Here is a 24,503-nt window from a genome sequence, read left to right as displayed (position 1 = left end):
GGCTTCAAGGAGTAGCTATGAAATATGTTTCCATTCTTGCAGTTCTTTTATTAACTGCATGTAGTAGCACTGGAGTAGTTCCGATGGATGGTGGCGTTTACATGATAGCCCAACGAAGTGCTCAAGTAGGTTTTGGCCCTCCTGATGGTGTTAAAGCTGATGTGTATAAAGAAGCCAACGAATTTTGTGCAAAAACAAATCAAAAAGTTGAAACTGTGAAACTTGATATGACCAACTCGGGCTTTGCAAAGCCAGGCAATGTTTCTTTGGAGTTTAGGTGCAAATAAAGCCTAACAAGGCCACTCAAACCGGACAAAAACTCGCTGTCACTTTTTTTGCAAACGGCGCAACAAAAGCGCCATCAACTTTTTGCCGTTGGTGGCGGCGTTAATATCCGCTTTTCGCTCAAAGCTGCCATTGTTCAGTAGCTATATTACCCCCGATGCTCAGTGGTTTAGTGACATACACCAACTCACCACGATGACAGGCAGTGCTCTAATCAAGTTTAAATTTTTGATATAAAAAAAGCGAAGTGCTATGCCTTCGCTTTTTGCCATAACTTACGTTTTAAGTGCCAAACGGATACAACACTTCTGCAGTCTGAGTATTAATGACCTGGCCATTCACCACAGCATACTGCACACCCTGTTCATTGCTTAACAAAAAGGTAGCGCTACGTTGTCGCACCAGTTGCTCCGCTGGCACCCGACGTTGTGGGTTCAGTAAAACCGGCAACTCCGTTTGATTATCCAATAGCTCTGCATCACCGGTAAAGTGGCTGTAGCCATCACGCAGTAGTGCTAAGTAACGGTCCACAGTCAATTGCACGCTTTCTGTCAGCTCAAATGCCTTGCCCGGCTTATAATGCAAGCCTTCAGCATCAAAGGTATGGTAGCCACCAAAAATAGACAGATCGCCAATATCATCAATGCGGGCCTGGCCTGAAGTACCATACACATCCAGCTCAAAAGCGACATCAACCAAGGCGGGTTGATTGTGCAATGTCAGGGTGACATTACTTAGCACCACATCTTTCATGCCGCGCTGATTAAAGGGGATGGCATCATGATCGGCCAGATCGGCATTGCGGTAGCTACCGCTGGCGATGGCATCCAACCATTTGACATACATCAAAAAATTCAAGCGGCGTGGTACCTGACGATTATCATCACCGCGATGACCTCCGGCTTCTACCAGCACAGTACTGATCCCCATAGAAGAAAATGTATCGCCAAAAGAGCGGATGGAATAGGTATCGTCATAACGGCCCAGATGGTTAGGAATTTCAGCGTCAATCAATGGTTTGATGTAGGCGATCAGCTGCATGGCGCGCTTACGGCTTTCATTGATGTCACGGGCCTCGTTGTAAGCCGGAGCTAACAGCGAAATAGTCGCTGGGTTTTTCGCATCGCCAGCGGCATGAAAACGATTTTGATCGTGCAGATTAAAGCCATAGTGTGGCTGAATGCGCTTCGCGGCATCCATCAGAATACGGCCTTCCGGGCTTTGCAGGGCCAAGGCATCACGGTTGATGTCAATGCCCTGTGCATTCACCCGGGTATTGGCAACAGCGCCGTCGGGATTAACCATCGGAATAATATACAATGTAATGTGCTCCATCCAGCTATCGCGCCACTCCGATTGTGCATCATCACTGATGTATTTCAGCAAATCAAAAACCGCCGCCGTCGCTGTTGGTTCGTCGCCATGCATTTGCGACCAGGCAAAGACCTTAGTATCACCACGGCCCATTTTAATTTGATAAATAGGGGTACCCTGCAGTGAGCTACCAAGTTTAGTGAACGCAAACAGAGGATTTTGACGATGTTGTTCAATCAAGGGTCGAATATCCTCAAAGCTGATCACCGGTTTATCCAGCCCTGGTTGTTTATACACATCAAATTCCTCTACGGTCATGGCACTCGCCCCTGCCTGTAGACCCATACTCAAGCCCACGGATAATCCTAGTGTAATTAACCACTTCATCGGCAACTCCTCTGTTCGATACGCTTGTGATCATGACGCTAGCCTGACCTGATTCTATCCCGAACACAACACCGGAACGGGGGGTCAGCGCATCAGCAGCACCAGACACAAGCGTAGCATGTTTATTTTTATGGTCTGCATGCAGTGTATTGATTATTTATTCCAAACTCAATAAATCTCAGGAATATTTTAGTTTTAACAGATTGTACGCAAAAGATTATCCTACATCAAACTTTGGCTTATCTTGCGGTAGTGTAGAAGTAGAAGATTGATCTGGGTCAGGTTTTTTAAAAACGTAGCCAGCGACAATAGTCAGCAGAACCTATCACAAATGGAGTATGCCATGAACAACAACACACTGACTTCAGCCTTCAAAGCCTCTGCCATTGCAGCAGCCCTATTTTCTCCGCTGGCACTGGCTAATTTTAGTATTAATGTCGGTGCCATCAACGTCAGTCCAAATGATGACAGTAGTTATCTTAATGTCGTGGAAACCGTCGCAGGTTTGCCAGCCAACTCTGCGAAAGTAGGCGTCAATAGCAATACTCAGCTAGGTCTGACCTTCGACTACGCTCTGGATGACCACTGGAGTGTACAATTAATCGCAGCGACGCCATTCTCACACAATATCAAAGTCAAAGGCTCAGCTGTCGATGGCCTGGCGGTTGGTAAAACCAAGCATCTGCCACCTACCTTACTGGCACAATACAACTTCAATAGCGTAAATGCGGATTTTCGTCCTTTCGTTGGCGCGGGTGTCAACTACACAGTGTTCTTTTCTGAAAAAGCAGCCCCTGAACTAAAAGACACCTTAGTGGCTATCGGTGCAGCTCAGGCCGGTGATGATGTATCACTGTCGCTGAAAAATTCGGTGGGTATCGCTGTACAGGCAGGCTTTAACTATAAGCTCAGTGACAACTGGGGCCTGCATGCCATGATCGCCTGGGCAGATATTGATACCGATGCTATGGTGAAAATCAATGGTGCCGGAGTGCAGCCAGTGGATGTCAGCATCGACCCCACCATTGTGATGGTTGGCCTGCGCTACAGCTTCCGCTAAACCAAATCTGCGTATCACTCTTTACAAAGGGGCAGCCCAGGCTGCTCCTTTGCTGTTGTTAAATTATCTCCCCTTCCCCCAATCAGGGCATGACAAGCTCTGGCAACTACTCTACAGTGATTTCATAGGTTGATGTTCAATGCTTGCCTGATTGGAGCGGCATAAGAATATTGATTTATTCCACCATTCAAGGCTTAATAAGAATAATTTAGTAAAATAACAACCATAGATGGGGATGCAATTTTGTCTGATTGGCTCACGATACTACCCGCTTTAGTTGCCATCGCTGTAGTGCTCTGGCGTAAAGAAGTCATACTGGCTTTGCTGGTGTCGTTGTGCAGTGCTGAACTGCTCTTGTTAATGCAAGGCGGTGATTTTGGCATTGCCAGCGCGTTACTGGATGGCCCGGTGCAAACACTGGAACGCATTGTTGGGGTCACTTCCTCTACCGACAATGCCCGCTTACTGATGTTCTCGTTAATGGTGGGGGCTGTGCTGGCCTATATGCGCTATTCCGGTGGTGTTTCTGCCATGGTCGAGATGTTTGTCAGAAAAGGGATTGCCCGCAATCAGCGTCAAACCGGTTTACTAACCTTTGTCATCGGCATCATGGTGTTTATTGAGTCCAATTTAAGCTCACTGACCGCAGGTATAACGGCACGGGGCTTATTCGATAAATTTAAAATGAGTCGGGCCAGATTGGCCTACATCATCGATAGCACCAGCGCCCCTATTTGTATTTTAATCCTGCTTAATGGCTGGGGGGCTTATATTCTTGGCTTAGTCGCCATGTACCCGCTGGAAAAAAGCACGGTTGCTGTGCTGATTGGTACCATTCCGTTTAACTTTTACGCCATCATCACACTGTTGGTCGTGTTGTTTACCATTATAACCGGCAAAATCTATGGCCCGATGCGTCAATCTGAGCGCGATCTAAATACATTGGACAAACACACCGAGCTGGAAATCGCGCCCAGCCATCCGTCCTTTATGTTAGTGCCGCTGCTGACACTGGTATTTGCCATGGTCGGTTTTATGATGTGGACCGGTAACGGCAGTCTGGTGGATGGCTCTGGCTCTAAATCGGTCCTCTATGCCACTACTCTCGCCTGCTTAGTCGCCTACAGCATGATGCTGATCAGCCGCCGCTTCAGCCATAAAGAGCTGGTTGGCATTGGCTTTAAAGGCATGAACGAGCTGCTACCGCTGGTGACCATCGTCTTACTCTCACTGGCTTTAGGGGCCAGCTTACGCCAGCTGGGTACCGGTGATTTTATTGCCTCCATTGTCAGCGACGCCATGCCACTGTTTTTAATCCCGGCCTTATTGTTTCTGGCTGGCGGCTTAATTTCATTTACCACTGGTACCTCCTGGGGCACCTTTGCCATTTTAATCCCGATTGGCATGCCGATGGTAATGGTACTTGGTTTGCCCCCCGAGCTGGTGCTAGCCGCTATTTTGAGTGGCGGGGTCTTTGGCGACCACTGCTCACCCATCTCTGATACAACGGCGGTCAGTTCTGTCGCCGCCGGTTGTGATTTACTGGAGCACGTCAAAACACAATTACCGTATGCGCTATTTAGCGGCTTACTGGCATTACTGGCGTTCTTACTCAGCGGATGGATCATGATCTAATGAAACAGACTATTTTACTACTTGCGATAGCACTTGCCTGCCTTGGTTGCTCTGAGCCAGAGTCAGCGACTGAGCAAGCAACGACCATCGACCCACAGCAAAAGCCGGCTGATTTTTACGATATGGCCAGCCTGATTCCAGAAGCAGAGTTTCATATTGCTTATTTTGGCCCGCATAATTTTGTTGGCAGCAAGGTGGATGGTTACGACGCCAATACATGCTACCTTCAGGCCGATGCAGCCTATGCCTTACAGCGAGTCTGGCAACAGGTCTGGCAGCAAGGCTATAACTTACGTATTTTTGACTGCTATCGGCCGCAACGTGCGGTCGATCATTTTGTCCGCTGGTCTGAAGATTTGAGCGACACCCGCACTAAAGAAGATTTTTACCCGAATTTAGGCAAAGATGAACTGGTCGGTGATTACATTGCCGCCCAGTCAGGCCACAGCCGGGGCAGCACCGTCGACCTGACGCTGGTACAACGTCTAGCCGATGGCAACAGCCAGCCACTGGATATGGGAGGCGCGTTCGATTTATTTGATCCTATTTCAAATGTCGATGACCCAAGGGTGACAGCCGAACAGCGCGCTAACCGACAGCTGCTGATCGATCTGATGGCGGCAGAAGGCTTTAGTGTGTATTCGATGGAGTGGTGGCATTTTACCCACTTCCCACCCGCGTACCCGGATACCTATTTCGATTTTCCAATCCGTTGATGCCTTGCTGAAAAGTGAAGGGGGATTAAGCCCTTCACTTTAAGCTGGAGCCATCGGCTGAGCCGATAGTTAATAACTTTGCAGCCAACCTATTCCTGTCAATAATCGATGGCATGTTCATTCGCAAGGTGAAATGCATTGTCTATTCATTATCTAGCCGTCACTGAAACTCTAAAACGATTTCGTGATCACAGCCTGTCCCCGGTCGAACTTATGCAAGCCTATCAGCAACGGATCACAGCACTTGATCCAACCTTGAATGCATTTACCAGCCAATTTACCGACGATGCCATGCTGCAAGCCAACCAAGCCCAGCAAAGCTGGTTGCTGAATGACGCTAAGCCACTTTCAGGCTTGGCCGTGGCCATCAAAGATGAAACCTTTATTGAGGGCCAAATCACCACCAATGGTTCGCGCTTACTTACTGAAGCCATGGCTACCACCACTGATCCTGTGCCCGCCCGCTTGCTGCAAGCTGGTGCTATTGTGCATGGCCGTACTACCACGCCTGAGTTCTCTACCGCCGGCGTGACCTGGTCTGAATTATGGGGCGTCAGCCGCAACCCGTGGAACCCAGCCATAAGCTGTGGTGGTTCGTCCGGCGGTTCCGCTATTGCAGTGGCCACCGGCATGTGTAGCTTTGCCAATGGCACCGACATTGGTGGCTCGGTGCGGATCCCAGCTGCATTTTGCGGACTCTATGGCTACAAGCCACCGCATGGCAGGGTACCGGAAATCAGCCCGTACAACATTGATCCTTATTGCCATCACAGTTTACTGACCCGCACGTTGGATGATTTATTGCTACTGTATCCATTTATCAAAGGGCCAGACTGGATCGACTCGCACTCCTTTATCCCGGATGAAAACCCACAATTAACGCCACGAAAACCCTTGCAACAACTGAAGGTCGCGTTATCTCCAACCTTAGGATTTTATCAGGTCGCCGACGATATCCGTCGCGAGCTGGACAACACAGCTGAAGAGTTGCGGCAACTTGGTATTCAGGTCGATCTGGTCGAGCCGGCTTGGGATGAGCGCGTGATTGAAACGGCGAAAATTCATCAACGGGCCTTAATGGGCATGACGTTAAAGCACGCTTTTGGCGCACCAGACACCCGCAAACAATTGACCTCGTATGCACAAAGCTATCTGGCGATGGTCGATCAGCTGACAGTGGAGGATATTTTTCAGGCCAACCTGCACAGCTGCAGTATGTGGGATGCCTTGGCAGTTATTTTCCGCGATTATGATTTATTAATCTGTCCTACGCTGGCGACCAGCGAAGTTCCGGCTCATTTTGATTACAGTAAAGATCAGATGCATATCAATGGTCAGCAGGTGGATGCCAACAAAGGCTGGTTTATGACGTATCCGTTCAATACACTGGGTCAGTGCCCGGTGTTGTCGATGCCAAACGGCTTTTGCGACAATGGCGTACCAAGTTCGGTGCAGATCGTGGGCCGGCCCTATCAGGAAGCCGATGTGTTCCAGCTGGCTAAAGCACTCAGTAACACCGTTGCCAAAGACTTTTATAACACAAGGTTTCCCAAGCTCTAGAAACTAAAGCGAAATTGATAAAGCTGGACTTGCAGAAGCTGGATTTTAAGAAGCAGGGTGACTGGTGTAAAAGCAGAGTGGCTGAAGCTGCTTACTCCACCAGCCACTCTGCCCATCACGTTCGGTTTTTTGTTCTCTAAAGCTTAACGCAATACCAGCAAAGAACACTTGGCTTTGCTGATCATCGCTGTGGTGGTGCTGCCCAGGAAGAACTGACGAATACGGCTGTGGCCATAAGCGCCCATCACCATCAGGTCGATGTTGTTGTCTTGCTGGTACTGATGCAATACCGTATCCGGCTCACCACCCACAATAGCAACCGTCACATCAAAACCTTCAGAACGCAGTTTGTCTGCTGCCTCATTCATCTGAACACGCGCAGCTTCTACATCCGCGCCAGCCATCACCAAATGGCACGGCAGCCCCTTGCATAACGGGCTTTCAGCCAGCATCGTCATACTTTTAGCCGCGGTTTCGCTGCCATCGTAAGCCAGCATCAGGCTTTTGGGTTCGATAAACTGCTGTTGTGTCAGTAAAATCGGTTTATGCATACTGCGGATTAAGCCTTCCACATGCATGCCCAGCTGACCATGCGCTTCGGCACTGCTAAAGCCACGCTTACCTAACACCAGCAAGCGGATTTCATCTTCCAGCTCCAGCAGGCTTTGCACAAACTGACCATGACGCAGCCGCTCATCTACCTGCTCGATGCCTGCCGCTTCAGCACGGCTTTTCGCTGCATCCAGCATGACGCGCCCACGCTCTAATGCTAATTTGGCATGCTTTTCATCCAAATCTGCTAATTGCTCCAGCAAAATCTCCTGTGAGCCCAAGCCGATGGTACCGCTTAAATCTGGCGTATTGGTATGCTGCGCCCGGTCCAGTATATGCAACATGGATAACGCCGTACCCAGACGGTTTGCCGCCCAGACACTGTAATCACACACGGCTTCTGCATAAGGTGACGCATCGATACAAGCCATTACTTTTTTAGTCATTGTTATCTCCTAGTGGCCCATCAGTTTTTCGACCGCATCCGGACGATTATGTACCGCGAACTTATCAACCAGGGTCGCGCTGGCTTCATTCAGACCAATCAGCTCCACCTCGGTTCCTTCACGGCGAAACTTGATCACAACTTTATCCAGAGAACTGATGGCCGTTATATCCCAAAAGTGCGCCCTGCTTAAATCGATGCGTACTTTCTCGACCGCTTCTTTAAAATCAAAAGCACCGATAAATTGCTCAGATGAGGAGAAAAACACCTGCCCCACTACCTGATAGGTACGCTCATGGCCATCTTTCGATAAGGTAGAGCCGATGTAAAGAATACGACCAACCTTGTTAGCAAAAAACAGCGCACTCAGCAAGACACCAACCAGTACACCATAAGCCAGGTTGTGGGTAAAGACTACCACCACAACTGTGGCGATCATCACCACGCTTGAGCTTTTCGGGTTGGTTTTTAAGTCCTTCACCGATCCCCAGTTAAAGGTACCAATGGACACCATGATCATCACCGCCACCAGTGCGGCCATTGGGATCATACCCACCCATAAATCCAGGAACACCACCATCACCAGTAGAATCACACCCGCCAACAAGGTCGATAAACGGGTACGACCACCGGATTTCACGTTAATGATGGATTGGCCAATCATGGCACAACCGGCCATGCCACCAATTAAACCTGAACCGACATTGGCCACGCCCTGACCCACACACTCACGGTTTTTATCGCTGGAGGTATCGGTTAAGTCATCCACAATCGTTGCTGTCATCAGGGATTCCAGGATACCAACCACGGCCAGAGCAAGAGAGTAAGGGAATATAATCGCCAGCGTCTCAAAATTCAGTGGTACATCTGGCCACAGAAATACCGGCAGGCTGTCTGGCAATTCACCCATATCCGATACCGTACGGATATCCATGCCGAAATACAGCGCCAAGGCGGTCAGTACGACGATACAAACTAAGGGTGATGGGATCGCTTTAGTGACATAGGGAAACAGATAGATGATAGCCAGGCCCAGCGCCGTCATGCCATACACCATGAAAGTGCCATGCTGACCACTCAACTCGGGTAACTGTGCCATAAAGATCAAAATAGCCAGCGCGTTGACAAAGCCAGTGACTACCGAGCGCGATACAAAGCGCATTAACTCGCCTAATTTAAGCAGGCCAAACACAATCTGGATTAAGCCACAGAGCAAAGTCGCGGCCAGCAGGTACTCCAGACCATGTTCACGTACCAGCGTGATCATCAACAGCGCCATGGCACCGGTAGCGGCAGAAATCATCCCCGAGCGAGCGCCGGTAAATGAAATAATCAGACAGATAGCAAAGGAGGCGTACAAACCTACTTTCGGGTCGACCCCGGCAATAATTGAAAAAGCAATGGCTTCAGGGATCAGCGCCAGCGCGACCACAATGGCAGCAAGCACATCACCACGAAGATTAGAAAACCAATTTTGTTTTATAGAAGCAAGCATGTGTCTCGTCCTGCGTAGTTCGATTGAAAGTAAAGATAGCTGGCACAGGCGTACAACTGATGACAGTGCGTACCTTTACACAGCAATTTCATTGGATCGTACGTAGGAAAAACAATTACATTGGCCTGCGTCCTGTTCGCGATTGCTTAGCAATAGGGGGTGAAAAAGGCGCGTAGTGTACAGTAAGGCAGTAAAAAAGGCCAGAAAATAGCCTTTTCAGAGGCTTTTAAAGCCTGAGGGGAAAATAGATTACTTCTTGCAAAAACTCGCGCCGTGCCGGCGCGACAAATTTTACCCGCTTCACTTGACGATACATTTTGCTTTAGAAGAACCGTGATCACTTGCTCAATAACGAGTGCAACAACACCTCAAGCTTCTCCAGCCCTTCGTGCATCACCTCAAACTCAATGGTCAGTGGCGGTAAAAAGCGGATGACATTGCCATAAAAACCGCAGGCCAACAGGATCAAACCATGCTCAGACGCTGCCTGAATGATCTGCTGAGTTAACACCATATTGGGTTTGGTGGCATCGCCATCCTGTACCAGTTCCATCGCGATCATGGCGCCTTGCTGACGAATATCGCCTATCACCGCCGGAAACTGGCGCTGCAGGCTTTGCAGGGATTCCGTAAAAGCAGCCCCTATGGCCCTGCTCCGCTCGACCAGACTCTCCTGCGCTATCACATCCAGCACCGCCAACGCAGCCGCACAACCGACTGGTGATCCACCATAGGTGCCCCCCAGTCCACCTGGCAGCGGCGCATCCATGATTTCGGCCTTGCCAACCACAGCCGCAATAGGGAAACCACCGGCAATGCCCTTGGCCATGGTCATAAGATCTGGTTCAATCTCGCTGTATTCGGTGGCAAACATCTTGCCAGTTCGAGCAAAGCCGGTTTGGATTTCATCGGCGATCAATACGATACCGTGCTCATCGCATAACTGCCGTAGCGCCTGCATAAATTCTGCCGGTGCCGGATAAAAACCACCCTCACCTTGCACCGGCTCAATAATAATGGCCGCCACATCCTCTGGCGCAATATCGGTTTTAAACAGGATATGCAACGCCTTTAGTGCCTGCTCTACCGTTACGCCGTGGTAAGGAATGGGAAAGGGCGCATGAAAAATATCAGCCGGAAAAGGTCCAAACAGGTTTTTGTATGGCGTGACTTTGCCCGTCAGGGCCATCGTCATGTTGGTACGGCCATGAAAACCACCGGTAAAAGCAATCACGCCACGGCGCCGGGTATGCGCCCGCGCAATTTTAATGCAGTTCTCTACCGCTTCAGCGCCAGTAGTGACAAAGATGGCTTTTTTCGCCGAAGCTCCCGGCGCCAACCGGGTTAGTTTTTCAGCCAGCTCTACCGCCTGCGGATAGGGGTTGATCATCACACAGCTATGGCTGAAACGGCCCACTTGCGCCACCACCGCTTCGACCACTTTAGGATGCGAATGGCCAGTATTGCAAACAGCAATGCCGGTGCCAAAATCAATGTAGCGTTTACCCTCGACATCCCATACTTCAGCATTACGGGCGTGCGACACATACACCGGGTACAGATTGCCTTGCCCGCGGGCTATAACGGCTTGTTTTCTGCTTTGCAATTGCTGGTTACTCATCTCAACCCCATCGTTATTCTATACGCTTATGCTACCCACTGAATTAGCGACTCAGACCGCCAAGACAGACATACTTCACATCCAGATAGTCATCTAAGCCATAGCTGGAGCCTTCCCGACCATAGCCTGACTGCTTGACACCGCCAAAGGGCGCTGCTGCATTGGAGATGATGCCTTCATTCACCCCCACCATGCCAAACGCCAGGCCTTCGGTGACACGCCAGATCCGGCCAATATCGCGGCTATAAAAGTAAGCAGCCAGACCGTACTCGGTAGCATTCGCCTGCCCGATGACCTCGTCCTCATCGGTAAAGCTTTGCAGCGCCACCACCGGGCCAAAAATTTCTTCCTGCACGACCGACATATCAGCCGTCACGCCTGACAATAAGGTCGGTTGATAAAACAACTGCTCAGCCTCGCTGCGTTTGCCGCCACAATGCAGGCGTGCACCCTGCTCGGTGGCCTGCTGCACCAACTCATCCACTTTGTCGCAAGCATCAGCGCTGATCAGGGGGCCTATGGTCACGCCTTCTTCTGTACCTACCCCAACCTGCAACGATTTCATCGCTTGTTGCAGTTTTTCCGTAAATGCCGCCATCACATCTTGCTGCACAAAAACACGGTTGGTACAGACGCAGGTTTGGCCAGCATTGCGAAACTTAGATGCCATCAAGCCTTCAATTGCCGCATCCAAATCTGCATCATCGAACACAATAAAAGGCGCATTGCCGCCTAACTCCATCGACATGCGTTTGACGGTGTCTGCACACTGTTTGATTAGTTGCTTGCCAATCTGGGTCGAACCGGTAAAGCTGAATTTGGCAATACGTGGATCCTGAGTCAGCACTTTACCAATGGCTTTTGCATCCGTTGTGGCGATCACATTAAACACTCCGGCAGGTATACCAGCCCGCTCGGCCAGTTCAGCCATCGCCAGGGCAGATAAAGGTGTTTGTTGGGCAGGTTTGACGACAAAAGTACAACCTGCCGCCAGCGCTGCCGCAGCTTTACGCGCGATCATGGCGTTGGGGAAATTCCATGGCGTAATGGCGGCCACGACTCCCACCGGTTGTTTCAGCACCACTATGCGCTTATCAGCCGCCGGGCCCGGAATGGTATCGCCGTACACCCGTTTCGCTTCCTCCGCGAACCACTGCACATAAGAAGCGCCATAGGCAATTTCACCTTTGGCTTCAGCCAGTGGCTTGCCTTGCTCCAAGGTGAGCAGTAACCCTAAATCATCCTGATGCTGCAGCATCAACTGGTGCCAGCGCAGCAATATGGTGGCACGCTCACCTGCTGGCAGTGCAGCCCAACTGCGAAAAGCTTCTGCTGCTGCACCTACAGCAAGGCGCGCTTGTTCGGGGGTAGCATCAGCCACCTCAGCCAGCAGCTGACCATTAGCCGGATTGACAACCGCAAAGCACTTTTCAGCACCGTGCCATTTTCCTTGCCAATAGTTGTCTGTCTTCAAAAAATTATTAACGTTCATCATAATATGGCTCCTGATTGCAGCCAGCCTAAACTGCTTCATTACTGGCGACTACCTCCGTTTGAGGGCTAAGCAAAAAAATAACCCCCTAAACAGGGTTAGGTTTGCATTTAACAGTGTTCATGCGAAGATGATGTTTTCACGTCACCTATCATAGCAAGATGCAGCCAAAACCAATTGCTGAATTAATTTTAAAAGGCTTTAAACGCCATTTTTCACTGTTCCGCGACAGCACCAGCGAAGCCAGCCGCTATTTTAATCAGGCCGATTGGCAGGGCTTTCAGCAGCAAAGCTCCGAGCGTATTTCATTTTACGATCAACGGGTGAACGAAACCTTGCAGCTACTGCGTAAAGAGTTGCCTGATCCGGGCGTGCGCGCCGGTTTTTGGCACGAGGTAAAACAGCTTTACAGCGAGTTTTTACTGATGCACCCGCAGGCAGAACTGGCAGAGACCTTTTACAACTCGGTGTTTTGTCGCTTGTTTGAGCGTAAGTACTTTCATAACAAAAATATTTTTGTCGAGACCACACTGAACCGCCAGCAATTACCCGCTCCGGTTGCTTCGGTGTATGACAGCTACTTTCCGGTACAAAACAGCTTGAAACAAACGCTGCGCCAGATCATTGCCAGTTTTCATTTTGGCCCCGATTTTATTCAGCTTGATCGCGATATTCGCTTGTTGGTGCGTAGCTTTATGGCGCAATCAAGCCATGGCCAACACCCGTTGCACCAAATACGTTTCGATATCTTAAAAGGGGCCTTTTACCGCAATAAAGCGGCTTACATTGTTGGCCGGGCGGTCACACCACAAGGTCAGCAGCCGTTTATTATCCCGGTATTGCACCAGCAAGCGTGCTCCACCGCCACCAGCGAAGGCTTGTATCTGGATACGCTGATTACCGAACCGCAGCAAATGTCGGTGATTTTTGGCTTTTCCCGGGCTTATTTTATGGTGGATAGTCAGGTTCCCTCGGCGCTGATCCAGTTTTTACGTGAGCTATTGCCGCACAAAACGCTGGCGGAGCTTTACGCCAGTATCGGCTTTCATAAACAAGGAAAAACCGAGTTTTACCGTGAATTGCTGCAGCATTTACACCACTCCAGCGATCAGTTCGTCGCAGCACCTGGCATTCGTGGTCTGGTGATGATGGTGTTTACCCTGCCATCGTTTCCTTATGTGTTTAAAGTAATCCGTGATGAGTTTCCGGAAAGTAAACAAATCAGTCGTGCTATGGTGAAAACCCGCTATTTGCAGGTAAAAAAACACGACCGGGTCGGCCGTATGGCCGATACCATGGAATACTCCGATGTCGCCTTGCCCAAAGACCGCTTTGCCCCTGAACTGTTGGCCGAATTGGAGCAAAGCATCGCTGGATCGCTACGTTTCGAAGATGATCTGGTCGTGATTAAACACCTGTACATTGAACGGCGGATGATCCCACTCAATCTGTATCTGGAGCAAGTCGATAGCACCGAAAAAACCCGTATCATGAAGGATTATGGTCAGGCATTAAAAGACATCATCGCCGCCAATATATTCCCTGGTGATATGCTGCTGAAAAACTTTGGCGTGACCCGCCACAAGCGGGTGATTTTCTACGATTACGACGAAGTGCAGTACTTACTGGACGTCAATTTTCGTACCCTGCCAAAAGCTGAAAGCATTGATGACGCGCTCTATAACGAGGTCTCGGTTGCACCTGGTGATGTATTCCCAGAGCAAATCACCACTTATGTGACCGCTCAACCCGAACTACGGGAGTTGCTGCAACAGCATCATCCCGAGTTGATGGATGCCAGTTACTGGCAACAAATGCAGCAACGCATCCGCGCCGGACAGTTTGATGATGTCTTCCCATACCCGGATGGTATGCGGTTTTGCATGCAATATGCCGAAGACTACCCATAAGCTACAGGCAACAATAACAAGTTACAGAGCCCGCCAGAGTCGCTACAATAGCGTCTTTATTCCCCGGCTACTCGATCTGGAGCCTGCTGTGACTGCCATTAACTCTGTACTGGCGCTGCGCGAACGCGAACTGGCCAATGCCAAACGCGTCTTTGTTGCTCGTGGCTCCAAATTAAAACGTTGTCCGCAGTGTTTGCTCGCGCTTGCCAACTGCATTTGCAGCTACAAACCAGCCGCTCAGACAGGCGTCGCCTTTTGTTTCATCATGTACAAGGGAGAAGCCTACAAGCCAAGCAATACCGGCCGGATTATTGCCGATGTAATCGCCGATAATCATGCTTTTTTATGGCAACGCACCGAGCCAGATCCTGTCTTGCTGGCATTGCTGCAACACCCAAGCTACGCGCCAGTACTGATATTCCCGCAGCAATACGTCGAAGCACAGCGCTGTCTGCAGCAGCCAGCCCAGCTCGCTGCATACAGCCAAGGTAAAACGCCGCTGTTTGTGATGCTCGATGGCACCTGGCGCGAAGCCAAGAAAATGCTGAAGAGCCCCTATTTGGCATCACTACCCGTGCTCAGTATTACGCCAAGCCAGCAATCGGGCTATATGCTGCGCGAAGCCGCTCAGCCACACCAACTCAGCACCGCTGAAGTCGCGGTTGAAGTGCTCAACTTCGCGGACCTGACTCAAGCATCTACTGCACTCAACAATTACTATCAACACTTTCTGCAGGCTTACCGCAGTTCCAGGCCGCATCATCCATTAAACCGCCAAGCTCGCTTAGACATTTCTTAAGGTTGTTTCACTAGAAATGATTGATCTGGATCAAATTTAGCCTATAATACTTTCAGAAAATTCTGAAACTTTAATAAGGTGAAATTCTGATGCGTATGACTCCGATGATCGAATCCTTTGTCTGCCATTTTGGTGAAATGGGTAGCCGCTGGGGGTTTAACCGCACCGTTGGTCAGATATACGCGTTGCTGGTGATCAGTGAACAACCGCTGAGCGCCAACGATATTGCCGACATGCTGGGTATTTCCCGTGGCAATGTCAGCATGGGCTTAAAAGAGCTGCATAGCTGGCAACTGGTACAAACCACCCATCGTCAGGGCGATCGCAAAGACTATTATCAAAGCCGCGGTAGCATCTGGGATATGGCCAACCGGGTATTTGAAGAGCGTCGCAAGCGCGAGATGGACCCCACTCTGTCCCTGTTACGTGACATTATGCTGGATGAAGCCGCAAACCCGGATGAAGCCTTTGCACAGCAACGCATTGGCGAAATTCACGATTTACTGGAAAACATCACCGAATGGACACAAAGCCTGCAATCTTTATCGCCAGAAAAGCTCAACACACTGATGAAGCTCGGCTCTGGTGTTGGTAAGGTACTGGATTTCAAAGACAAATTTATGGCGAAAAAAGCCGACTAGCGAGGTAGTTATGTTGGATACCCTGATCCTGTCGCGGATCCAGTTTGCCGCGAACATTAGCTTTCATATTTTATTTCCAACCATTACCATCGCACTGGGTTGGTTATTGTTTTACTTTAAAATCCGCTACGACTTTTCCAAGCATCCGGTATGGATGCGAGCCTATCGTTTCTGGGTCAAAGTTTTTGCTTTAACCTTTGCCCTTGGGGTCGTGAGTGGCATCACCATGTCGTTTCAGTTTGGCACCAACTGGCCTGGCTTTATGGAAGCGGTTGGCAACATTGCAGGCCCCTTATTGGCTTACGAAATTCTGACTGCATTTTTCCTCGAAGCCACCCTACTTGGTATTATGCTGTTTGGTTTTCATCGCGTACCGGGCTGGGCTCATACCGGCGCAACCTTTCTGGTGGCGCTGGCGACCACCTTATCGGCCTTCTGGATTTTAGCATTAAACTCTTGGATGCAGACCCCGGCTGGCTTTGAAATGCGCGATGGGGTCGCTCATGCGACCGATTGGCTGGCGATTATTTTCAGCCCGTCCTTCCCCTACCGCCTTGGTCATATGCTGTTGGCATCTGCATTAACGGTGTGTTTTTTAGTCGCGGGTTTATCGGCTTATCGCCTGTTACGCGGCGACAACAAAAAAGCACCGCAGCTCACGTTAAAAACAGCGTTATTCAGTGCAGCTTTACTGGTACCAGTACAAGCTTTCGTTGGCGACCTGCACGGTTTAAACACACTGGAGCACCAGCCACAAAAAATAGCCGCGATGGAAGGACTTTGGCAAACGCAGCAAGGGGCGCCCTTTGTGTTATTTGCCATTCCAGATGAAGCGAACCGACAAAACCGCTTTGCACTGGAGATCCCCAACTTAGCCAGCCTGATCTTAACGCATCAGCTAGACGGTGAACTGCAAGGCCTGGATGACTTTGTTGGCGAGCATCCGCCTGTCGCTCCGGTGTTCTTTAGCTTCCGTATTATGGTTGGCGTTGGCCTGCTGATGCTGGCTGTTGCCTGGTGGTGTAGCGTGCGTCTTTACCGACACGGCACATTGAGTCAACTGCAGTTAAAGCTATTGGTTGGCATGACATTTTCGGGTTGGGTCGCCACCTTGGCAGGATGGTACGTCACCGAAATAGGCCGTCAACCCTATCTGGTGTATGGCGTACTAAAAACCCGGGATGCTGTCACCACCATAGCCAGTGAGCAGGTGGCCATCAGTCTGACTTTGTATCTGCTGCTATACGCCGTGCTGCTGTTTGCATACATCAAAACCTTGTTTGTACTAGCTCGACGGGCGATTGAGGTGGAAGAATACGATTTAAGCCAGCCAGGTTTGCCAGAGCGTAAAGCCAGCTCAGAACCCCATACAGAAGGAGCTACCGCATGAGCTGGTTAACTGCAGACAATTTGGCACTGGCTTTTGCCGCCTTAACAGCACTATCACTTTTGCTGTACGGTATCCTCGATGGTTACGATTTAGGTGTCGGTATTACGTTACCCATGGACAACGAGAGCTGGCGTGATACCGCCATTGCCTCCATTGGGCCATTTTGGGACGCCAACGAAACCTGGTTGGTAATGGCGGTTGGCCTGTTGCTGGTAGCATTTCCTGCTGCTCATAGCGCCATTTTACATGCAATGTACTTACCCGCGGCCCTGCTACTGATTGGTTTGATCCTGCGTGGTGTCGCCTTTGATTTTCGCGCCAAAGTGAAATCCGAGCAAAAACGCGGCTGGGACTGGACCTTTAAAGCCGGCTCTTTACTGGCCACCTTCAGCCAGGGCTTTATGTTGGGCATTTACGTCATGGGGCTTAACTACCACCTGACCAGCGTGATCTTCGCCTGTTTCAGTGGTTTATGTGTTACCGCTGCCTACGCCATGATAGGCAATGCCTGGCTGATCGGCAAAACCAGTGGCGAGCTGCAACGCCACGCCATCTCCACCTGCAAACGCGCCGGGGTGCTGACCTTTGGCGGTATTCTGGCAGTCAGCATGATCAACCCGCTGGTCAATGCCAATGTGTATGCGGTCTGGACCGAGGCACCACTGGCTTACTTTTATGCCGCCATCCCATTGCTGTGCTTTGGCATGTTTGCACTGGGCTATCTGGTGCTAAAACGGCTACCCTTACCAGATGATAAAGGCGCCTGGTTGCCCTTCTGGCTTGCGCTGATTATTTTTGTTTGCTGCTTTGCTGGCCTGGCACTTAGCTTCTACCCCTTCGTGGTGCCAAACGAGATGACGCTGTACGAAGCCGCCAGCTCCAAAGAGTCATTGCAGATCATTTTCTTTGGTGCCGTCTTCGTGCTGCCCTTTATTCTGGCCTATACCGCAGTGGCCTACTACGCTTTTCGCGGCAAGGCCGATGATTTGAAGTACTACTGAGCTGAAGTACGTCTAAACTTAGCTGGGTGCTGCTATAAATTTCAGATGCAGCACCCATTCACCAGTGTTATGATTCATCAGCTTTATGCATTTAATCAAAGGCATTTGACAGATGAATATAAACAAAGTCGATTTAAACCTGCTGGTGTACCTGGATGTATTGCTGCGAGAAAAAAATGTTACCCGCGCTGCCAATCAACTAAACATTACTCAACCAGCGATGAGTAATGGCTTAAAACGACTGCGCGATCTGCTGAATGACCCTATTCTGGTGCGCACCTCTGAAGGCATGGTACCGACCGAGCGAGCCAAAGAGCTGGCTCCCATTGTCCGTGGTGTCTTGCTAACGCTGGAAGAAAGCCTGCAACCGCATAAAGACTTCGACCCGAGCCAAAGCAGCCGGGTATTTCGCATCATGGCCAGCGACTATGCCGCTTCAACCTTGATCCCTGCACTGCTAAAAAAAATGCGCTTGCAAGCACCAGCCACCACGCTGGATATTATGACGCCATCGGATGTGACCTTTCACGATGTCGAAAACGGCAAGGTAGACATGGCCATCAACCGTTTTGATCAACTGCCGCAGTCCTTTCATCAAAAGACCGTTTGGCGCGATAACTTCGCTTGTCTGGTGAACCGCAAAAACCCGGTATTGAAGCAATTTAATCTGGAAAGCTACTTAAAAAGCCGTCATATCTGGGTTAGTAAAACGGGCTTTGGTGTTGGTGTGGGGATGGATCCGAAAGACATTCAAAAGCTAGGCTGGGTCGATGAAGCACTGGCGAAACTGAGCAAACAACGCACCATCAGCGTTTTCACCCGTAACTACCATGTAGCCATGCACTTAGCAGTAGAGATGGACTTGATAGCTACCCTGCCGCTTCGCGCCGCACGACTTTACGAAAACGACGACAGCATGGCGATTCTAGATCCGCCCTTCGCCATCCCATCGATTGAGTTGAAAATGATCTGGAGCCCGTTGCTGCATCAGGATGCAAGCCATATCTGGCTGCGCCGCCTGATCACAGAAACCGCGGATGAAATTAACACCTAAAAATACAACAGAGTCAATAAGCGTCTACCCTCAAGGAGCCAAGGAGAATACCGTATGATCGAAGTTTCTTATTCACACAACAAGGACGGAGAAGGTGAACTTGTTGAAAAAACAACGTCTATTACAACCTATCAGGAGTTGTGCGACATTATTGACTCCTACCCATGGGATACTGAACTCGCGTTATTTGAAAAATCAGGCGTAGGTGGGGGTATTACAGTGGTTTGCGGCGATGTGAAGCAGCAATTTGCCAGCTACTTGCTGATCCCTATCGAAACCGACAAAGCTTTGCTTAATATAGACATCGTATTCAAACCCGGATTTTTGACAATCTTTGGTCGCAAAGCAACCAGTACCGATTTGGGTGAAGTATCTATTGCTGATGCCAAAAGCAAGCTTAAAGAGCTGTTTGATCACTCCATCACATCGCTTTATCAGAAGTACAAGTAGCGGCGGCCTCCAACAAGAGTCGGTTTTCTGGTTATTTCACGACTCTGCATTGGTTGGATCCAGGCACAGCTCCCAAATAAGCTGATAACACCAACGATGCTCTATGCGTTGGGCCGGAAGCCCTGCGTATGGATTCAATGGAAAATCAGATGACTGCAGCTCATCAGAGTTCGTCAAATCGGCCAACAATAAAGCTTGCAGCAAATACAACTGACTATCCAACCGAATCCTATCAGCCAGACTATGGTCCCTGGAAGAGGCCAGAAGTTCAACCAAGTGTCCTCCCAGATAATTGCGATAGTGACGCCTTACCATTTCAAAGCCAAAAACAGGGTAATAAAGTCCATCCTGCTCTGCGTCACGTTCCTTATGCAGTTGCTGATACAGCTCCGGCTTACTCTGAATGATGGCGGCTTCTGCAATACCACTGCGCAAAAACAATGCATTTAGTGTCATCTTCGGCTTATAAAATTTATGGCTGTTTGATTGGGTATAAATATCTGGATCAACACGACTGAGCAACTGCACCATGCTAACAAACTCTCCCTGCTTTGCAGGTAAATTCGTCACCTCTGCCAGGCTTAGCGGCTGTAAAACCGTGGCAAGTTTGGGTAAAGGCCCTGGTTGATGTTTTTTTAGTTCCAGCACCAAAGGTATCATGTTCCCCTGCAAAGAAGCATAAATTTGCATGCTGTGCAGCAGGCTACCCGGCTGTTGCAATAACCGCCTTTGTTGTCCAATATAGTCCACCAGCCTCTGCTCAGCTTCAATAAATTGTTGCTGGAGCATCAACTGATAAATGGATAATGCATACAACTGCTGCAGCTGGAAAAGCTGTATCCAGTTTACCGACAGCTGATCATTGATGGGGGTTAACTCAGTGTTGGTCTGCAACAATTGATACGAGGCCAGTAACCCGCTAAAGGACTGCAACAATAGCTCCAGCTCAGTGCTGTGTTGCTGCAACAACTCTCGGCATTCCGCTGACTCCAGTGAACACCAGAGCGGGTGATCATAGATGTGATCCAGGCCAGGGAGTATTGGTAATCTGTCACGTTGAAACCCCTGCTCCGCTTGCTGATAGCGCAATAAAGTACTGGCGGGATCAAAGCCCTGCTCCGATAGCGACATCAGTTGAATGTAATAATTAGCAGTGGTGACCTGATGGTCAGCCAGCGGTGCAATCAGCGACGGGATAGTTGGGTGCAGTGGCTCATCGGTCAGGATTTTGTAGCCAAAAAAAACAGCCGCAGGAGCGATAACGGCAAAGGAAAGGGCTCCCACAAACAACAGTATTCGAAGATGTAATCGCATAAAAAATACAACAGGTTAAAACTAAACGCTATAGTAGTCACATTAGGTAACAAAAAACACTTTATTTCACCGTAGTTGCTAAAATTCAGCCGCTGCCAACATCAGCAAGATTAGCAGCGGCTGCAGTGGCTCCCAGCATCCCAGTTCACGTTTAGGGAGAGCCAAAGTCTTTCAAAATACCAGAGTCGTTATGGCAGCAAGTCATAGGCTGGCAAAGTCAGGAAATCGACCAGTTCATCAGCCGTGGTGATCGCAAGCAGCAAGCTTTTTGCTCGTTCAAAGTTCTGGTTGGCCCACACATCAGCCCCCACTTCGGTTTTCACCACCTCCGCTTCTTCATCCAGCATGCTGGCAAACAAAGCTTTGGTGACCAACTGGCCGTTGCTTAAGCTTTTGCCATGCTGGATCCATTGCCAAATGGAGGCACGGGAAATCTCAGCGGTGGCGGCATCTTCCATCAAACCGTAAATCGGCACACAGCCTTTGCCACTGATCCATGCCGCCATGTACTGTAGAGCTACACGAATATTGGTGCGCATGCCAGTCTCGGTTCGCTCGCCGTCGCAGGCTTGCAGCAAGTCAGCTGCAGTCACGGGAGCATCCTGCTCACGCAGCACGTGCAATTGATTCGGTTTATCGCCCAAATAATGATCCAGCACAGCCCCGGCGGTGCTTGCTAAACCGGGGTGAGCGACCCAGGTACCATCATGGCCGTTTTTAGCTTCCAGCTCTTTATCTGCGGTTACTTTGGCCAGAATGGCTTTGTTCTGCTCTGGATCTTTGGCTGGGATCAAGGCCGCCATCCCCCCCATCGCCAATGCACCCCGCTTATGGCACGTTTTCACCAGTAGGCGTGAATACGCATTTAAAAACGGCTTATCCATGGTCACGACTTGTCTGTCGGGCAATACCCGATCGGCATGTTTCTTTAAAGTTTTGATGTAACTGAAAATGTAATCCCAGCGGCCGCAGTTCAGTGCCACGATGTGATCACGTAAACTGTAGAGGATCTCATCCATCTCAAATACAGCGGGTAAAGTTTCAATCAATACGGTAGCACGAATGGTTCCCACCTCGACACCAAATTGTTGCTCAGTGTAGCGGAATACATCATCCCACCATTTCGCTTCCTGATGGCTTTGTAACTTGGGCAGATAAAAATACACACCAGTGCCCATCTTTTGTCGTTGTGCAATATTATGGATAAAATAGAGCGCAAAATCCATCAAGGCACCAGGCACCTGCTCGCCATCCACCTCAAGATGTTTTTCCCAAAGGTGCAAGCCACGCACACGAGCAATCAACAGTGCAGGATCATCGTTGAGGGCATAGTGTTTGCCGCTATTTGGGTCGGTATAACTGATGGTGCCCAGGTTGGCATCACGTAAATTAAGCTGACCTTCCACCACGCCTTGCCAGGTAGGTGACTGTGCATCTTCAAAGTCAGCCATAAATACCTTTACGTTGGCATTGAGTGCATTAATCACCATCTTACGATCCACCGGACCAGTAATTTCTACCCGGCGATCCTGCAAATCAGCCGGAATTGCCGCAACTTGCCAGTCACTATTCCGGATGTTTTTGGTCTCTGGCAGAAAATCGGGTAAAGCTCCTGCATCAAAGCGGGCTTGAGCCTGTTGGCGTGCCGCCAGCAACTGTTGCAAACGTGGGCGGAATTCGCGGGTTAACTCCGTGATCAATGCACAAGCATCTTCGGTAAATACCTGTTCGGCAGTGCTATCTATTGGCGCAAGGATAGCTAGTTGCTGACGTTGGGTGGTGGTATTGGTCATGGTTGTTCTCCTTGAATAACTGAAGCGCGGCTTCAACCATAAAATGGGCAATGTCCTCACTATAAGTCGCACCGAGTCATAAATAAAATTAATGACATATATACCAGCCATTCATATAAATAATGACGAAACATAAAATCAGGCAAACATCTTGGCATGGCATGTGCTTAGTCATAAGCAAGACAGACACTAGTCTGTAGTACGTCAATTTTTTGTCGGAGGTGCCCATGGAATATGTGTTGCTATTACTGGTTGCTTTGGTGGTGGTAGTTGCGATAGTTGCCAGCCGCTTTGTAGAGCAAGGAAACCCTTTTCCATTTCAAAAACGTGGGCCTATTTTCAGCCAGATAGAACGCGCTTTTTTACGCTTACTGGAAAAAGCTGTCACGGACCACTACAAAGTAATGAGTCGGGTGAAATTAGCGGACTTGATTGATTTCAAGAAAAGCACGACCTCTAAAACGAAACGCTCAGCACTGCTGAAACTCAACAGCAAGTACCTCGACTTTGTGCTCTGTAACCCAGATGATATGAGTGTTGTTGCCGTGATTGATCTGGTCAACCCCACAGGAAAAAACGGCCATAAAGCCAGTCAAGATTGGTTTGTCAGCGGTGCTTTGGAAGCAGCCGGCATTCCCTACATTCGCATGAAGATTAAACGAGGCTATTCACTTGGCGATATTCAACAATGTCTGATCAGTCGCCTTGGTGCTCCTATCCGCAAAACCGAGCCCATTATCAAAGGCCGTTTCAAAACAGGCCCAACCCGCCCGGTCAAACCTTTGGTAGCAAGCAACCAGCCAATGGGTAAAATAGCAGCCCTGCCAATGAACCCGGCACTATCACAAAAATTAACACCAGCGTTGTCGCACTCGCAAATTAAAGCGCAGTCAACATCGATGGTTCAGGCTTCTTAACGCTTTGGAGAAATGAGTCACTCCTGCGATAAGTCGGATGCCGCCTGCTGCAACAGGCGGCATCATTTTTCCTAGTCATGCAACCCACCGGCAAAAAATTTCTTCACTGTACGCTTATCCCTCACGATACTAAGCCTATCGGATGCCTATTCGATGGCTGCCCGATGAAAAATTGATAAAGATCGGATAGATACATCAAATAGATAACGATAATGCCTACTTTCGCCTACACTGCATTAGGTACAACAAACGACTAAATGATTATCAAGGAATGACCGTATGAAAGCTGCATTAATAATTGATGACAATGCCCTCATCCGTGAAGTATTACGGCAAATTTTGTCATCATTGGGGCTAGAGCGTATCATTGATGCACCGAACGGACGCCTTGGTTTAGAGCATGCCATGCGTGATGGTGTGGATGTAATTTTTTTGGATCTGGAGTTACCAGACACCAAAGGCATCAGTTTGCTTAAACAAATAAAAGAAGCGGGTAATATACCTGTGGTGATCATTACATCACACAGCACACGCGAAAATCTCGAGCAGGCGATGCAAGCCGGAGCTACCGCTTTTGTCACCAAACCTTTTTACAGTCAGAAAATTTCTTCGGTGTTGCAGAAACTAAATAAACCGAAAAAAACACAACCAGCATAAAATTCATAAAAAAAC

Annotated in this window: 21 protein-coding genes; 14 read left to right on the top strand and 7 right to left on the bottom strand. The window is 49.4% G+C overall.

Annotation, left to right across the window (positions count from 1 at the left end):
• On the top strand, positions 1 to 287 hold a 287-nt coding region (locus Q3O60_RS16775; RefSeq protein ID WP_305895089.1), incomplete at its 5' end, for a hypothetical protein.
• Positions 288 to 567: 280 nt separating this feature from the next.
• Here the strand turns inward: Q3O60_RS16775 and Q3O60_RS16770 are convergent.
• On the bottom strand, positions 568 to 1,986 hold the full coding sequence (locus Q3O60_RS16770; RefSeq protein ID WP_305895088.1) for a M14 family zinc carboxypeptidase: 1,419 nt from the start codon (positions 1,984 to 1,986) through the stop codon (positions 568 to 570).
• A gap of 343 nt (positions 1,987 to 2,329) precedes the next feature.
• On the opposite strand from Q3O60_RS16770, the gene Q3O60_RS16765 reads away from it, so the two are divergent.
• From Q3O60_RS16765 to Q3O60_RS16750, 4 genes are all read left to right on the top strand, one after another.
• Positions 2,330 to 3,046 (top strand): OmpW/AlkL family protein, encoded by a 717-nt coding sequence (locus Q3O60_RS16765; protein ID WP_305895087.1) that lies wholly within the window; start codon positions 2,330 to 2,332, stop codon positions 3,044 to 3,046.
• 243 nt (positions 3,047 to 3,289) lie between these two features.
• On the top strand, positions 3,290 to 4,681 hold the full coding sequence (locus Q3O60_RS16760; RefSeq protein ID WP_305895086.1) for a Na+/H+ antiporter NhaC family protein: 1,392 nt from the start codon (positions 3,290 to 3,292) through the stop codon (positions 4,679 to 4,681).
• Positions 4,681 to 5,397 carry a M15 family metallopeptidase gene (locus Q3O60_RS16755; RefSeq protein ID WP_305895085.1) on the top strand — a complete coding sequence of 239 codons (717 nt, stop codon included), beginning with the start codon at positions 4,681 to 4,683 and terminating at the stop codon, positions 5,395 to 5,397. Before Q3O60_RS16760 ends, Q3O60_RS16755 begins: the two co-directional genes overlap by 1 nt.
• Before the next feature lie 138 nt (positions 5,398 to 5,535).
• Positions 5,536 to 6,957 carry an amidase gene (locus tag Q3O60_RS16750; RefSeq protein WP_305895084.1) on the top strand — a complete coding sequence of 474 codons (1,422 nt, stop codon included), beginning with the start codon at positions 5,536 to 5,538 and terminating at the stop codon, positions 6,955 to 6,957.
• A 143-nt stretch (positions 6,958 to 7,100) separates the two neighbouring features.
• On the opposite strand, the gene Q3O60_RS16745 is transcribed toward Q3O60_RS16750, so the two are convergent.
• The 4 genes from Q3O60_RS16745 to Q3O60_RS16730 all read right to left on the bottom strand — a co-directional run bounded on the left by Q3O60_RS16745 (position 7,101) and on the right by Q3O60_RS16730 (position 12,565).
• Positions 7,101 to 7,955 carry a universal stress protein gene (locus tag Q3O60_RS16745; RefSeq protein WP_305895083.1) on the bottom strand — a complete coding sequence of 285 codons (855 nt, stop codon included), beginning with the start codon at positions 7,953 to 7,955 and terminating at the stop codon, positions 7,101 to 7,103.
• A 9-nt stretch (positions 7,956 to 7,964) separates the two neighbouring features.
• Positions 7,965 to 9,449: a SulP family inorganic anion transporter gene (locus Q3O60_RS16740; RefSeq protein ID WP_305895082.1), complete on the bottom strand. Its 1,485-nt coding sequence runs from the start codon at positions 9,447 to 9,449 to the stop codon at positions 7,965 to 7,967.
• Positions 9,450 to 9,786: 337 nt separating this feature from the next.
• Entirely contained in the window at positions 9,787 to 11,070 is a 1,284-nt protein-coding gene (gene gabT / locus Q3O60_RS16735; RefSeq protein WP_305895081.1) for a 4-aminobutyrate--2-oxoglutarate transaminase, read from the bottom strand.
• Between the two features lie 43 nt (positions 11,071 to 11,113).
• The gene (locus tag Q3O60_RS16730; RefSeq protein ID WP_305895080.1) at positions 11,114 to 12,565 is read right to left on the bottom strand and encodes an NAD-dependent succinate-semialdehyde dehydrogenase; all 1,452 of its coding nucleotides are present in this window, start codon (positions 12,563 to 12,565) and stop codon (positions 11,114 to 11,116) included.
• Positions 12,566 to 12,723: 158 nt separating this feature from the next.
• Here Q3O60_RS16730 and aceK point away from each other — a divergent pair, with 158 nt between their 5' ends.
• The 7 genes from aceK (at position 12,724) to Q3O60_RS16695 (ending at position 19,807) form a co-directional block, all read left to right on the top strand.
• Positions 12,724 to 14,472, top strand: a complete 1,749-nt coding sequence (gene aceK / locus Q3O60_RS16725) for a bifunctional isocitrate dehydrogenase kinase/phosphatase (RefSeq protein ID WP_305895079.1) — start codon at positions 12,724 to 12,726, stop codon at positions 14,470 to 14,472.
• Positions 14,473 to 14,560: 88 nt separating this feature from the next.
• Positions 14,561 to 15,271, top strand: coding sequence for a tRNA-uridine aminocarboxypropyltransferase (locus Q3O60_RS16720; protein WP_305895078.1), 711 nt, complete (start codon positions 14,561 to 14,563; stop codon positions 15,269 to 15,271).
• A gap of 89 nt (positions 15,272 to 15,360) precedes the next feature.
• A complete protein-coding gene (locus Q3O60_RS16715) occupies positions 15,361 to 15,912 on the top strand; it encodes a GbsR/MarR family transcriptional regulator (RefSeq protein WP_305895077.1) in 552 nt (183 codons plus the stop codon).
• Positions 15,913 to 15,922: 10 nt separating this feature from the next.
• Positions 15,923 to 17,302 carry a cytochrome ubiquinol oxidase subunit I gene (locus Q3O60_RS16710; RefSeq protein ID WP_305895076.1) on the top strand — a complete coding sequence of 460 codons (1,380 nt, stop codon included), beginning with the start codon at positions 15,923 to 15,925 and terminating at the stop codon, positions 17,300 to 17,302.
• On the top strand, positions 17,299 to 18,303 hold the full coding sequence (cydB, locus tag Q3O60_RS16705; RefSeq protein ID WP_305895075.1) for a cytochrome d ubiquinol oxidase subunit II: 1,005 nt from the start codon (positions 17,299 to 17,301) through the stop codon (positions 18,301 to 18,303). Before Q3O60_RS16710 ends, cydB begins: the two co-directional genes overlap by 4 nt.
• 112 nt (positions 18,304 to 18,415) lie before the next feature.
• Positions 18,416 to 19,357 carry a LysR family transcriptional regulator gene (locus Q3O60_RS16700; protein WP_305895074.1) on the top strand — a complete coding sequence of 314 codons (942 nt, stop codon included), beginning with the start codon at positions 18,416 to 18,418 and terminating at the stop codon, positions 19,355 to 19,357.
• Between the two features lie 54 nt (positions 19,358 to 19,411).
• Entirely contained in the window at positions 19,412 to 19,807 is a 396-nt protein-coding gene (locus Q3O60_RS16695) for a hypothetical protein (RefSeq protein ID WP_305895073.1), read from the top strand.
• A 36-nt stretch (positions 19,808 to 19,843) separates the two neighbouring features.
• On the opposite strand, the gene Q3O60_RS16690 is transcribed toward Q3O60_RS16695, so the two are convergent.
• Positions 19,844 to 21,121 carry a hypothetical protein gene (locus Q3O60_RS16690; RefSeq protein ID WP_305895072.1) on the bottom strand — a complete coding sequence of 426 codons (1,278 nt, stop codon included), beginning with the start codon at positions 21,119 to 21,121 and terminating at the stop codon, positions 19,844 to 19,846.
• A 188-nt stretch (positions 21,122 to 21,309) separates the two neighbouring features.
• Positions 21,310 to 22,914 (bottom strand): malate synthase A, encoded by a 1,605-nt coding sequence (aceB, locus tag Q3O60_RS16685; protein ID WP_305895071.1) that lies wholly within the window; start codon positions 22,912 to 22,914, stop codon positions 21,310 to 21,312.
• A gap of 227 nt (positions 22,915 to 23,141) precedes the next feature.
• Between aceB and Q3O60_RS16680 the strand changes: the two genes are divergently transcribed.
• Together Q3O60_RS16680 and Q3O60_RS16675 are read left to right on the top strand one after the other, a co-directional pair.
• Positions 23,142 to 23,831, top strand: a complete 690-nt coding sequence (locus Q3O60_RS16680) for a DUF2726 domain-containing protein (protein WP_305895070.1) — start codon at positions 23,142 to 23,144, stop codon at positions 23,829 to 23,831.
• A gap of 279 nt (positions 23,832 to 24,110) precedes the next feature.
• Positions 24,111 to 24,488 (top strand): response regulator, encoded by a 378-nt coding sequence (locus tag Q3O60_RS16675; protein ID WP_305895069.1) that lies wholly within the window; start codon positions 24,111 to 24,113, stop codon positions 24,486 to 24,488.
• The last annotated feature ends 15 nt before the right edge of the window (positions 24,489 to 24,503 follow it).

Origin of the sequence: Alkalimonas collagenimarina, assembly GCF_030717845.1 — a bacterium.
Taxonomy (GTDB): Bacteria; Pseudomonadota; Gammaproteobacteria; order Enterobacterales; family Alteromonadaceae; genus Alkalimonas; species Alkalimonas collagenimarina.
The sequence above is the reverse complement of the archived record's forward strand: the minus strand, read 5'-3'. Positions and strand labels throughout refer to the sequence as shown.

What these genes read in the sequence shown, in the direction of transcription:
- gabT (WP_305895081.1), bottom strand. Translation starts at nt 11,070, where the DNA reads ATGAGTAACCAGCAATTGCAAAGCAGAAAACAAGCCGTTATAGCCCGC.
- Q3O60_RS16745 (WP_305895083.1), bottom strand. Translation starts at nt 7,955, where the DNA reads ATGACTAAAAAAGTAATGGCTTGTATCGATGCGTCACCTTATGCAGAA.
- Q3O60_RS16730 (WP_305895080.1), bottom strand. Translation starts at nt 12,565, where the DNA reads ATGATGAACGTTAATAATTTTTTGAAGACAGACAACTATTGGCAAGGA.
- Q3O60_RS16765 (WP_305895087.1), top strand. Translation starts at nt 2,330, where the DNA reads ATGAACAACAACACACTGACTTCAGCCTTCAAAGCCTCTGCCATTGCA.
- cydB (WP_305895075.1), top strand. Translation starts at nt 17,299, where the DNA reads ATGAGCTGGTTAACTGCAGACAATTTGGCACTGGCTTTTGCCGCCTTA.
- Q3O60_RS16770 (WP_305895088.1), bottom strand. Translation starts at nt 1,986, where the DNA reads ATGAAGTGGTTAATTACACTAGGATTATCCGTGGGCTTGAGTATGGGT.
- Q3O60_RS16690 (WP_305895072.1), bottom strand. Translation starts at nt 21,121, where the DNA reads ATGCGATTACATCTTCGAATACTGTTGTTTGTGGGAGCCCTTTCCTTT.
- Q3O60_RS16675 (WP_305895069.1), top strand. Translation starts at nt 24,111, where the DNA reads ATGAAAGCTGCATTAATAATTGATGACAATGCCCTCATCCGTGAAGTA.
- aceB (WP_305895071.1), bottom strand. Translation starts at nt 22,914, where the DNA reads ATGACCAATACCACCACCCAACGTCAGCAACTAGCTATCCTTGCGCCA.
- Q3O60_RS16755 (WP_305895085.1), top strand. Translation starts at nt 4,681, where the DNA reads ATGAAACAGACTATTTTACTACTTGCGATAGCACTTGCCTGCCTTGGT.
- Q3O60_RS16740 (WP_305895082.1), bottom strand. Translation starts at nt 9,449, where the DNA reads ATGCTTGCTTCTATAAAACAAAATTGGTTTTCTAATCTTCGTGGTGAT.
- Q3O60_RS16700 (WP_305895074.1), top strand. Translation starts at nt 18,416, where the DNA reads ATGAATATAAACAAAGTCGATTTAAACCTGCTGGTGTACCTGGATGTA.
- aceK (WP_305895079.1), top strand. Translation starts at nt 12,724, where the DNA reads ATGCAGCCAAAACCAATTGCTGAATTAATTTTAAAAGGCTTTAAACGC.
- Q3O60_RS16695 (WP_305895073.1), top strand. Translation starts at nt 19,412, where the DNA reads ATGATCGAAGTTTCTTATTCACACAACAAGGACGGAGAAGGTGAACTT.
- Q3O60_RS16710 (WP_305895076.1), top strand. Translation starts at nt 15,923, where the DNA reads ATGTTGGATACCCTGATCCTGTCGCGGATCCAGTTTGCCGCGAACATT.
- Q3O60_RS16715 (WP_305895077.1), top strand. Translation starts at nt 15,361, where the DNA reads ATGCGTATGACTCCGATGATCGAATCCTTTGTCTGCCATTTTGGTGAA.
- Q3O60_RS16680 (WP_305895070.1), top strand. Translation starts at nt 23,142, where the DNA reads ATGGAATATGTGTTGCTATTACTGGTTGCTTTGGTGGTGGTAGTTGCG.